We start from the raw sequence: 11,739 nt of genomic DNA, 5'->3' as shown, positions 1-11,739 counted from the left end.
CCCCACCCTGTCTAGAATCCAGTGGCGACGCGTGTGGGCAGCCGCTCGAGAACGACGAGGGTCCACGAGAACGACAATAGCTCGTGAGAACGACGAGGGTCCACGAGAACGACAATAGCTCGTGAGAACGACGAGGGTCCACGAGAACGACAATAGCTCGTGAGAACGACGAGGGTCCACGATACCGACGACGGCTCATCGGCTCAGTCGTGATCGGTCCGATCCCCCTCGAAAAACGTCCGCAACAGCTCGTGCTGGGCTTTTCGGAGGTGGTTGTGCAGCGTCGGAGAGGTAATTCCCATGGCGTCTGCCACTTCTTCGGCAGTGCTCTCGCGCGGCCAGTCGTAGTAGCCGCCGACGTACGCCGCACGGAGCGTCGCCTCCTGACGATCCGTCAGTCGGTCCTCGAGTCCCGCCCTGAACTCGGCTGTCGTCCGGACGGACCGGTCGGTCTCTCGCTTGCCGATCAGATCGGTTTCCGGAAAGGCGGCGCGCAGTCCGTCGACGATCGTCCTGAGGTCCGCGTCGGCGCTGCAGTCGGCCGTGATCGTCGCTCGCCCATCCTCGAAGTTCGCCTCGCGGACGGTCGCACCGTACTCGGTCAGCGTTAGCGCCGGGGATGATCCGTCGACGACGACCTCGAGACGCGACCCTCGTTCGTCGGTTTCGATCACCCGACAGTCTTCGATCTCCTCTTCGACGTCTGCGAGTTCGAAGACCTCGGCAGGGGACGCACCCTCGAGGCGGAGGTAGTAGAGCTGCGTCGACTCCGAGACGGGGACGAGCGAGTCGAGTTCGAAGCGACACGAGAGCGTCCGCGAGGCGTCGACGAAGAACGATCCCGTGTCCCGACAGCGGATCTCGAGTTCGACCACCCGGTCCGACGAGAGGAGCGTTCGTCGACGGGCCGCGCTGATCGCGGCTCCGATCTCGCGGCCCGTCGTCTCGAGCCCTCGCCGTTCCTCCTCGTCGAACGCGGCCGCTCGGGCGGTTCCGACAGAGAGCGTTCCGTACCGGGTTTCGCCGTACTCGACGGGAACGCACGCGAGCGCTCCTTCGAAGCGGCGTTCCTCGACGCCCGCCGTGACGTCCCGCGCGACCGACACCGCCGATTCGGTGGCCTCGCCGGAGCCGTCCGCGCGGTCGCTCGGGCCGTCTTCGAACGCGTTTCTTCCCCAGCCGTCCGGGACGATCCGGTCGATGGCGGACGGTTCGAGACCGCTCGCGGTTCGCCACTCCCGGCGACCATCGGAGAGCGTCGCCCGGTCGATCCACGCGAACTCGTAGGCGGAGCCGTCGACGAGCGACGCGCAGGCGTTCGTTTCGATCTCGGCGTGATCGGTCGACGCGAGCAGCGAGCGAGTCACGGCGCGGTGTCGTCCGACGACGGCGCGTCGCCGCTCGAGTTCGTCCCCACGAGCGCGGGCCGACTCGAGTGCGTCGTGATGGGCGGAAACGTCGCGAACGAAGACGGCGAAGCCACGGTGGCGGCCCCGGTCGTCACGGAGCGCCGAGACGACCTCAGTCACGCGAAACCGCGATCCGTCCTGGTGAACGCGCCAGCCCTCGACCTCGTGTCCCCCCGACTCGAGGGCCACAGCGAGCGTTCGCTCGGGAGCACCGTCTTCGATAGCGTCGTCGGTATAAAAGGTCGAGGCGTGAGTTCCGACGATCTCGCCGGCCCGATAGCCAAACAGCGCGGCGGCGCTGCGGTTCCACCGATCGACGTAGCCGTCCGCGTCCAGTCGAACGAGCGCGTACCGGTCGCTCGCGGCGAGCAAGAGGCGAACGACGCTGTCGTCGCTCACCGGCTCGTCGGGCTGTCGACCGTCGTGGCCCCAGCCCGGTCTCGACGGGCGTTCGACGGCGTCGAAGGCGTCGACGAGTTCGTCGTCCGTCGGCTCGCGAAAGAAGAACTCGAGGGCTTCGAAGCTCTGCCAGCCGCCGGCGGCTTTGACCGCGCGAGGATTCACGTCGTGGTCGACGAGTGCGCGATGCGCGAAGTACCGGCGAAGATCCGCCGTCGAGACCTCGGCCAGAGCGGGGTCGTCGAACGCCTCGCTCGCGCGGTCTCCGACGTCGGAGACGAGCATCTGGAGTCGTCTGGGCGTCACGGTGAATATTCGGTCGTCCGCCGACAGCCCCTCGCTTCGCGCGTATCGGCGGAGTTCGCGTTCGACGTCGACGGGGAGGTAGGCGGTTCGAACGCCGTGGCGGCCGTCTTCGTGACGGTCGTCCCCGTCGGGAACCCGAACGAGATACCGGGGCGGATCGATTCGAACCTGCTCGACGTCGTCGACCGACAGCCGAACGAGTTCCGCCGGGCGAAGCCCGACCTGGCCACAGAGACGGATCACGAGTGCCTCTCGATACGTTTCGGCAACGCCGACCAGCACTTCGTACTGCCGCCTCGAGATCGTCGACTCGTCGGCCGTCTCGAGACTCATATTTCGAAGTTCCAAGAGAAACGAAATAGATCTGCCGGTTACGCCGCGTTGAACCAGCGGGAGACGTCACGTCGAGTTACGGAGACGTCACGATAATCCCGAATTCTGGGTTCTAGAGCGTTTGTAGACGGTGTTCCGAAATGTTTCGTCACTCTTGGAACTGCGAAATATTGTTCACTCCTCGCGTCCGGTCTGGATCTCTCCGACGATCTCGGGGTTTCGAAGCGCACTCGTGTCCTCGAGTTCCTCGCCGTTTACGATGTCCTCGAGCAGGCGGCGCATGATCTTCCCGGAGCGCGTCTTCGGGAGTTCGGGCGTGAACACGATCTCGTGGGGCGTCGCGACCGGTCCGATCGCGCCGCCGACGCTGTCGACGATCGCGTCGCGGATGTCGTCGGTGGGTTCGAACCCACCTTCGGTGCTCACGTAGGCGTAGATCTCGGTTCCTTCACGGTCGCTCGAGCGGCCGACGACGGCGGACTCAGCGACGCCGGCGACGTCGGTGATCGCGCTCTCGATCTCCATCGTACTCAGTCGCCGGCCGGAGACGGTGATCACGTCGTCGACGCGGCCGAGAACGGTGACGTAGCCGTCCTCGTCGATCGAGGCGGTGTCGCCGCTGAAGTATCGCCAATCGCCGGTTTCGGGATCGGAGAACGGTTCCCAGTACTCCGCGCGGTAGCGATCGTCGCCGTCGTACAGCGTTCGAGCCATTCCGGGCCACGGGCGAGTGATGGTGAGATAGCCCGCCTCGCCGGCTGCGACGTCGGCTCCGGTCTCGTCGACGACGCGAGCCTCGATTCCCGGAAGCGCCGGCCCCGCAGCACCCGGTTTCATCTCGTCGATACCGGGAAGCGTCGAGAGCATCATCGCGCCGGTTTCGGTCTGCCACCAGGTGTCGACGACCGGACAGCCGCCGCCGACGCGTTCGCGGTACCAGTTCCAGGGCCGCGGGCTGATCGGCTCGCCGACGGTGCCGAGCAATCGGAGACTCGAGAGGTCGTGGCTTGCCGGGTACTGTTCGCCCCACTTCATGAACGCGCGGATCGCCGTCGGTGCCGTATAGAAGACGTCCACCGCGTTGCGGTCGACGATCTCCCAGAGGCGGTCGCGGTCCGGGTAGTCGGGAGTGCCCTCGTACATGACGGTCGTCGTCCCCAGCGCGAGCGGGCCGTAGACGATGTAGGAGTGGCCCGTGATCCAGCCGATGTCGGCCGCACACCAGTAGGTGTCCTCGGGCTTGACGTCGAGGACCGCGTGACTCGTCCAGGCGACGTGTGCGAGGTAGCCTCCGGTCGTGTGAACGACTCCCTTGGGCTCTCCCGTCGTTCCCGAGGTGTACATCAGAAACAGCATGTCCTCGGCATCTCGCGGGACGGGATCGACGGTCCGGCCGGCAAACTCCTCGCGGAGATCGTGATAATCGTACTCGTCGTCCCCCAGAACGTGGGGAAGGTCCGCACCGAGGTGATCGACGACGACGGTTCGAACGTCGGCCTCGAGCGAGAGCCGGGCGTTGTCGGCCTTTCCTTTCTGATTGAACGCGTCTCCGCGACGGTAGTAGCCGTCGCAGGTGATGAGAAATTCGCTGTCAGCGGCGTCCATCCGCGCCGCGAGCGCATCGGCCGAGAGTCCGGCGAAGACGACGTTGTGTGGCGCGCCGATGCGAGCGCAGGCGAGCATCGCGATCGGCAACTCCGGGATCATCGGCAGGTAGATCGTCACGACGTCGTCCTCTTCGACGTCGAGTTCACGGAGCGCAGCCGCCAACTCGTTGACCGCCACGTACAGGTCCCGGTAGGTGTACGTCTCGCGCTCGCCGTGTTTTCCCTCCCAGCGGATCGCGGCGTGGGTCTTTCGGTCGGCCTCGAGATGCCGGTCGACGCAGTTGAACGAAGCGTTGAGCTTCCCGCCCGCGAACCACCGATACAGGGGTGCGTCCCCGTCCTCGAGGACGGTGTCGAACGGTTCGTCCCACGAGAGCGATCCGGCGGCTCGCTCCCAGCACTCGGGCCAGTTCTCTTCGAACTTCTCGTCGATCGCCTCGTCCGTCACGTTCGCCTGTTCGACGAACGATTCGGGGGGCTGATGGGGCGATCCGGCGGGAACCGGTCGGTCGCGGCCCCATCCGTTCCGATCGTCCATGTCTCGTTCGGACCGAAGTCAGTCAGGCGAATAAACGTTCCTCCACCCGCGCCGATCAACCGCCTGAACGGGCCGGGAAAATTCCGACGGCAGCTCGTCCACTCCCATCGTCGTCAATCGCGATAGCAGGTGATCGTCCGTCGTCACAGACCGTATCCGTCGTCTCGGATCGAGCCGGTCGTCTCAGGACGATCCTCAGCGTCGGGTTGGCGGACGACGTAGACGTCGTAGCGCTGGTCGTTCGCGACGGGGCTGCCGATGCTCGACTGGGGTGCGATCACCGAACCGGCGTTTTCGGATCCGATAAAGACGACGCTCGCCTCCACGTCGCCGGCAACGCGTCGAATCTCTCGAACGACCTCGGTCGTGGCCGTTGCCGTCGGTTCGTCGGAGCTGACTCGCTCGGTCCGGAACGTCGCGTTCGGTGCGACGTCTTCTGCGCGGCCCCGAAGCCCGCGTTCGATCGCTTCTCGATCGAACGGTTCACCCTCCGTGATCCAGCCTCGGCTCCGCGCGTATTCGGCATCGTCCGGAAGGACCGTCAGAACGACGACCGGTTCCTCGAGGAGTTCTCCGAACGTCGCCGCCTTCGCCAGTGCGTTCGTCGCCAGCGTCGAGGCGTCGAACGGAACGAGCAGTGTCATACGGTTATCACACAGGATACGACGTGGTAAATGTTCGGCTCCGCCGACGGAATAACGGAGCTGACCCGCCACAGGGGACTCGTTAGCCGTTTATCTCCCGGTCGTTGAGCCAGATCACCGCTCCGTCCGGACGTTCGATCCGACCCTCGATGAACTGTGCGCTCGCGCTCGCGGTCACCACGTCGTCAGTACGGACGGTTTCCGTGCTGTCGACGGTGCCGACGACCCACCCGTAGTGGGCTCCGCGTTCATCCGTTTCTCGACAGACCAGGAGCGTCGGATCGTCAGTTCGTGAACGCGCGGGTTCGATCACCCGCAGGAGGTCGACGACGCGAACCCGCGTCCCGTCGACGGCGGTCGAGCCCGCAGCCCACGGGTCCGCTGCGTTCTCGAGCAATCCCGCTTTGGCGACGCCGACGACTGATTCGATCGCGTCAACCCGGACACAGTACCGCGTTCCACCGAGTGAGAACGGAAGGACGGTTATCCGATCGGATTCGGCGGCTCGCTCGTCACGACTGGAGGGCGACGACATCGTTTCCAGTGGAAATAAGTCATCCTCTTATATCTATTGTGGTGTCCGACGGTTCGGAATTCGCGAGATCCAGCCAGCAGTCAATGTTTTATTTGTGGAATAAAATAGATGCGTACGAAGATGGCCCCGGATCTCCCCGAAAAGCTGCCTGGAATCGATATCGACGAGGCGGACGACGACCGTCGTCGAGAGTCTCTGGACGAATCCGAAGCGGCCCTCCGCGTCGTCCGGTTCGAAATCGGCACCCACCAGCTCGCCGTGCCAGTCGATGTCGTCAGAACGATCGCGGACGTTCCGTCCGATTTCACGCGAGTACCGCGGGCACCGAAAGCGATCGAGGGGCTGACTGATCTTCGGGGGGAGGTGACCGCGGTGATTGATTTGACGGCATATTTCCCGAGTGACGACGGCCATCCCGACGCGAATCAGCTACTCGTATTCGACCCGCCAGCCGACGAGCAGCCCGCCGCGATCCGGGTCAGCGAAGTCCTCGGTATCGACACGGTATCCGACGACGACATCACCGACGCTGCCGACACCGACGTGCTCGAGTACTCCGGTGACGCCCTCGAGCATCCACTCGTCGAGGCGCTCATCGAACGCGAGCGCCAATCGATACCCCAGGAAGGCAAGCGTTCTCCGACCGAGGTCACCCTCGAGGCGGCCGACGGAACGAACCGATCGGAACGCGGTTCGACCGCGCTCGACCGTCCGACCTCGAGTGACGCCGCGTCGGACTCCGAGCTCGTCGAGTCCAACGGCGATAAGCGAATTTCGACGGGGAGTGGCGAACGGTCACAGCGGCGCGTCGTCGTCGACGTCGTTCCGCTCGTCAGCGTCGAAGACGTTCTACTGGCGTCCGGCCATCCCATCTCTGCCGATTAAGCCGACGGGAAAATCGCGTGGGATCGCGTTTAAATCCGTCACGACCGGATGCGCTCGTCGACTCGTCACGGAATCCAGCGGAGCCGAGGAACCGCCGATATCCATGCATTATCACGGTTGATAATCGAGAGACAGCATTTATAGTAGTTCTATTTCTACAATCATTTGGTGAACTAGTAAATGTCGACAGGGGTCCTTATCGTAGACGACTCTCATTTTATGAGAAATCTGCTCGAGCAAATCTTAGAGCAGGATTACCGCATCATCGGAGAGGCGACGAACGGTGCCGAGGCGGTCAAACTGTACAAAGAACACGATCCCGATATCGTCATGATGGACATCGTGATGCCGAAGTGTAACGGAATTAAAGCGACAGCCGCGATCAAGAAGATCGACCCGAGCGCTCGCGTGATTATGTGTACGAGCGTCGGTCAGCGAGAGAAGATGAAACTCGCCGTCAAAGCCGGTGCCGACGGCTACGTCACGAAACCCTTCGAAGAACCGAGCGTAAAAAAGGCACTCACGGACGTCGCCGCGGCATGACGCGAGTACTCGTTGTCGATGATTCACGGTTCATGCGGACGGTTATCGGCAACGCACTCTCTCGCGCCGGATACGAGGTCGAAACGGCCGAAAACGGCGCTGATTCTCTCGAGGCGGTCCAGGCGTTCGAACCGGATGTCGTAACGATGGACGTCCAGATGCCTGTTATGGACGGCATCGAAGCCGTCGAACGGATTATGACGACCGACCCGATCCCGATTCTCATGCTCAGCGCGTACACGGACGAGGGAACCGACGCAACCCTCGAGGCGCTCGATAGCGGGGCCGTCGACTTCCTCACGAAACCCGACGGATCGAGCTCGCGGAACGTCGCCCACCTGATCGAAGACCTCATCGAAACCGTCGACAGCCTCGCTGATGCCGACGTCTCGTCGCTCGCAGTCGCCCACACGGCCTCGGCCGCTCGGTCGGTTCGAGCGGTCCGAGCCTCACAACCTTCCTTTGAGCCCTCGTCGTCTTCGGGACCGGCTCTCGGATCGTCCGCGAAGCTGCGATCGGCCACCCCGGCCGCCGGCAAACCGGGACCCGATCGGTTGGCTGATCCGCACTCGAGTCGCGTCGAATTCGATGACTGCCTCGCGGATCCGACCATCGTGATCGGTGCGTCGACCGGCGGTCCGAAGATCGTCGAACGCCTGCTCGAACGGCTCCCGAGGTCGCTCGAGGCGACCGGTCTCGTGGTTCAGCACATGCCGGCCGAGTTCACCAGGCGGTTCGCAGAGCGCCTCGATGGGCGAACCGCATACGACGTCCGCGAGGCCGGTCACGACGAGCGGATCGACCCTGGAGAGATCGTGGTCGCACCCGGAGGAGAACACCTGGTGGTGACGGCCAACGTCGGCGGTTCTCTCCGGGTCCGACTCGATGACGGCGATCCCGTCAACGGCGTTCGCCCGTCGATCGACGTCACGATGGAAAGCGTCGCAGAGCACGTCACCGACCCCATCTGCGGCGTCGTTCTGACCGGAATGGGAAGCGACGGTGCGGCCGGTATCGAGGCGATCAGCGACGCCGGCGGGGCGACGATCGCACAGGACGAGGCGACGAGTCCCGTCTTCGGTATCCCCGCACGGGCGATCCAGACCGGATGCGTCGATCGGGTCGCGGCCGAACCCGACATCGCTGATGAGATCGTCGAGACCTGTACGGGTGAGCATCGTGACTGAGTATCCGTCTGACTTCGTTCGAGAGAGTCGCGAACGGATTACGGAGCTCAACAACGCCCTGTTGACGCTCGAGCGAGCGCCCGACGACGAGACGGTCGAGGAGATCTTTCGGATCGCCCACACGCTGAAAGGCAACTGTGGGGCGGCGGGACTCGAGGCGGCGAGCGACCTCGCTCACGCGATCGAAGACGTCCTCGAGGGAGTCCGATCGAACCGAATCGACGTCACGGCCGAGCTGATGGACGACGTTTTCGACGCCGTCGACGAACTCGAGACGATCGTCGACGAACTCGAGGCCGACGACGCGGTCGAGACGGATCCGTCCCCCACGATCTCCGCGCTTCGAACGTACCTCGAGGCCGAATCGATCACGTCAGTCGAGAAGCCGTCGGACGACGAGATCGAGTCCATACTGTCTCGATTCGACCCACCGGCAGACGACAGCCACGACGCCTATCTCGCACGGATCGCGGTCACGGAACTGAACGACGACGGCGACTGCTCGAGCGGAGGGCTGGTCGTCGACGCACTGACCGACGCGTTCGATCTGATCGGAACGGTACCGTCTCGCGAGCGGATCGATGACGGTCCCGCAAATCGGACGTTCGATGCCGTCTTCGGCTGTGCGGTGGACGAAACCGCCATCGTATCCGGACTGGAACCGATCGAACGAGTTTCGGACGTCGAGATCGTCGAGGTGACGGGACGGTTCGACTCCGACGTCGACACGGACGTCTCCGGTTCCCCGATCGAAGCGGGAACCCTCGCAGAAGACGTCGACGCTGCCTCGATTTCCGCCGACGAAGCCAGAGCGCTCGAGATCGATGACCTCCTCGAGGAGTTCGACGAGTTCGACGACCTCGACGAGAAAGTAACGGAGGTCGAAGCTGACGACGATCTCGACGTCTTCGACGAGATGGGTGACGCTGGTTCCTTCGACGACCTTTTCGAGGCGACTGTGGCCGACGAGCCGTCGGAACAGGTCCCGGTCGAGTCACCTGAACCGGGAACCGAATCGGATGTCGCGTCCGCCGGCGGAAGTGAGACGAACGCCGCCGGAACAGCCACCGACGCCACGGACGATGGCGTCTCGACCGATGACGACGTCGAGGACGCCGGTTCGGTCTTCGAAGAACTCAAAGACGAAGTCGAGACCGTCGGGTTCGACGAACTTCAAGCGGAACTGGATGAACTCGAGTTCGACGAGTTCGACGACGAAGAGGAAGTCAGCATGGACGAACTCCTCGGTGATGAGTTCGGGGAGGACGATGCGGCCGACGAAGCCGACGGAGGCCTCGAGGCCGTCGGTGAGGATGTACAGGACGGCACAGACGGAGCAGTAGTCGACGACGGCGATGACGACAAACCAGTAGTCGACGACGCCGGTGCCGACGATCGGGTGACCGCTGACGATGGCACAACCGACGACGGCTTCGGCAGTGTCGACATCGACGAGGACAACTCGTTTTTCGACGACGAAGCGACCGACGCCGGATCCGATGACGATCCGTTGGCCGATTCGGCGGACGATCGTCTCGAGGAGGGCCACGACGAATCGGATGAACCAACAGCGTCCGCCGCGTCCGAGCCCGATCCTGCGACCGAGATCTCTTTCGACGAGTTCGAGCGGGACTCCGAGACGACCGTTTCACCGGTCGACGATCCCCAGGAAAGCGGGTTCGACGATGAAACGGCCGACTGGACCCAGAGCGAAGACGCCGAGTTTGGAGAGAGCGTATCCGACGACGGATTTTCCGCCCCATCGAACGACGAGCTCGAATCAACTTCGACGGTCGGAACCGACGAGGAGTCGGACTCGAGCGAGCCCGACGAATTCGTGTCTGACGTCGATGACGGCACGGAGTCGGTAGATCCGAGCGATCTCGTCGACGACGAATCGGACTCGTTCGAGGAGGCGTTCGGGGACGACGCGTTCGACGACAGCGATTTCGGCGTCGGGATCGACGAGGCGTTCCGTACGGCAGGAAATCAGGGATCGACCGCCGAGACGGACGACAGCGAGTCGGCGGACGTCGACGACGAACACGTCGAGCGGGTGTACAACGAACCCGACCTCGAGATCCCCGACATCACGGTTCCGGAACGATCGGGTCGACCGGAAACTGACGACGACGAGGAGATCCAGTCCGTTCGGGTCGATACCGACCGGGTCGAGCAGCTGTCGACGCTCGTCGAAGGCCTCGTCACGAGTCGCGTTCGGCTTCGACACGAAGTCGAGTCCGACCGAGGTTTTCAGGCGATCGAGGACGAACTCGACGACCTCGAGGCGTTGACGACCGAGCTTCAGGAGACGGTGATGGACGTCCGTCTCGTCCCACTCGAGACCGTCGTAAATCGGTTGCCACGGGTCGTCCGCGACATCGCTCGCGATCAGGGCAAGGAGGTCGACTTCGAGACGAACGGAACCGACGTCGAACTCGATCGCAGCGTCCTCGGCAGAATTCGAGATCCGTTGATCCATCTCGTCCGTAACGCCGTCGATCACGGAATCGAGGCGCCATCGGAACGGGAGGCGATCGAGAAGCAGGCGGACGGCTCGGTCGAGGTTTCCGCGACGCGTTCACGAAATCAAGTGAAAATCGAGGTCTCCGACGACGGAAGTGGACTCGATCTCGATCGACTGCGATCGGAAGCGATCGATGCGTCCGTCCTCACGGAGGACGAAGCCACGGCGCTCGACGACGACGAGGTTGCACAGCTCATCTTCGAGCCGGGATTTTCGACGGCAACGGAGGTGACCGATGTGAGCGGCCGCGGCGTCGGAATGGACGTCGTCAAGCGAACGATCGAAGAGATGGACGGAACCGTCTCGATCGCGAGTTCACCGGACGAGGGAACGACGGTTACGATGACCCTTCCCGTGTCGATCGCGATCGACGACGTCCTGTTCATCCAGTGTGGCGACGAGGAGTTCGGTATTCCGACCGATGCCGTCCACGCCGTCGAGTCGGCACGACCGATCGAGACGGGAGCCGACGGATCGATTCTCCCCGTCGACGATCAGACGTACCCCGTCGTCGATCTCGTCGACGCACTGGGTGTGTCGGAACGAGGATCTGGCGGCGAGAGCGGGCGTAGCGGCGATGCCGAGGACGGTCGGATCGAAACCGTCGCGAAAGACGGAGTCGCCGTTCGCATTCGCGATAGCGTTCGGCCGATCGCCGTTCGCTGTGATCGCGTCCACGGCCAACAGGAAGTCGTCGTCAAACCGTTCGATGGGTTCATGAGCGACATTCCCGGTCTCAGCGGGGCAACAGTTCGGGGTCGAGGAAAAGTAGTCAACATTATCGACGTAACAACGCTATGATTGAATACGAATATCAGCACGAAGA

Annotated in this window: 8 protein-coding genes; 4 read left to right on the top strand and 4 right to left on the bottom strand. The window is 63.5% G+C overall.

Going from position 1 to position 11,739, the window contains the following annotated elements; genetic code table 11:
* Window positions 1-203: 203 nt before the first annotated feature.
* From EA462_RS09910 to EA462_RS09895, 4 genes are all read right to left on the bottom strand, one after another.
* Window positions 204-2,447: a bacterio-opsin activator domain-containing protein gene (locus EA462_RS09910; RefSeq protein ID WP_124178405.1), complete on the bottom strand. Its 2,244-nt coding sequence runs from the start codon at window positions 2,445-2,447 to the stop codon at window positions 204-206.
* A gap of 174 nt (window positions 2,448-2,621) precedes the next feature.
* Window positions 2,622-4,592 carry an acetate--CoA ligase gene (gene acs, locus EA462_RS09905; protein WP_124178404.1) on the bottom strand — a complete coding sequence of 657 codons (1,971 nt, stop codon included), beginning with the start codon at window positions 4,590-4,592 and terminating at the stop codon, window positions 2,622-2,624.
* A 143-nt stretch (window positions 4,593-4,735) separates the two neighbouring features.
* On the bottom strand, window positions 4,736-5,236 hold the full coding sequence (locus EA462_RS09900; protein ID WP_124178403.1) for a universal stress protein: 501 nt from the start codon (window positions 5,234-5,236) through the stop codon (window positions 4,736-4,738).
* An 82-nt stretch (window positions 5,237-5,318) separates the two neighbouring features.
* Window positions 5,319-5,771: a chemotaxis protein CheW gene (locus tag EA462_RS09895; protein WP_124178402.1), complete on the bottom strand. Its 453-nt coding sequence runs from the start codon at window positions 5,769-5,771 to the stop codon at window positions 5,319-5,321.
* Window positions 5,772-5,879: 108 nt separating this feature from the next.
* On the opposite strand from EA462_RS09895, the gene EA462_RS09890 reads away from it, so the two are divergent.
* The 4 genes from EA462_RS09890 to EA462_RS09875 all read left to right on the top strand — a co-directional run bounded on the left by EA462_RS09890 (window position 5,880) and on the right by EA462_RS09875 (window position 11,714).
* Window positions 5,880-6,656, top strand: a complete 777-nt coding sequence (locus EA462_RS09890; protein WP_124178401.1) for a chemotaxis protein CheW — start codon at window positions 5,880-5,882, stop codon at window positions 6,654-6,656.
* Between the two features lie 180 nt (window positions 6,657-6,836).
* Window positions 6,837-7,199: a response regulator gene (locus tag EA462_RS09885; RefSeq protein WP_124178400.1), complete on the top strand. Its 363-nt coding sequence runs from the start codon at window positions 6,837-6,839 to the stop codon at window positions 7,197-7,199.
* Complete coding sequence (gene cheB, locus EA462_RS09880) at window positions 7,196-8,386, top strand: chemotaxis-specific protein-glutamate methyltransferase CheB (protein WP_124178399.1); 1,191 nt, start codon at window positions 7,196-7,198, stop codon at window positions 8,384-8,386. The genes EA462_RS09885 and cheB overlap by 4 nt, the downstream gene beginning before the upstream one ends.
* Window positions 8,379-11,714 carry a chemotaxis protein CheA gene (locus EA462_RS09875; RefSeq protein ID WP_124178468.1) on the top strand — a complete coding sequence of 1,112 codons (3,336 nt, stop codon included), beginning with the start codon at window positions 8,379-8,381 and terminating at the stop codon, window positions 11,712-11,714. The genes cheB and EA462_RS09875 overlap by 8 nt, the downstream gene beginning before the upstream one ends.
* Window positions 11,715-11,739 lie beyond the last annotated feature (25 nt).

Source organism: Natrarchaeobius halalkaliphilus (genome assembly GCF_003841485.1).
GTDB lineage: Archaea > Halobacteriota > Halobacteria > Halobacteriales > Natrialbaceae > Natrarchaeobius > Natrarchaeobius halalkaliphilus.
Note: the sequence above shows the minus strand (reverse complement) of the source record. Positions and strands in the feature narration are given on the sequence as shown.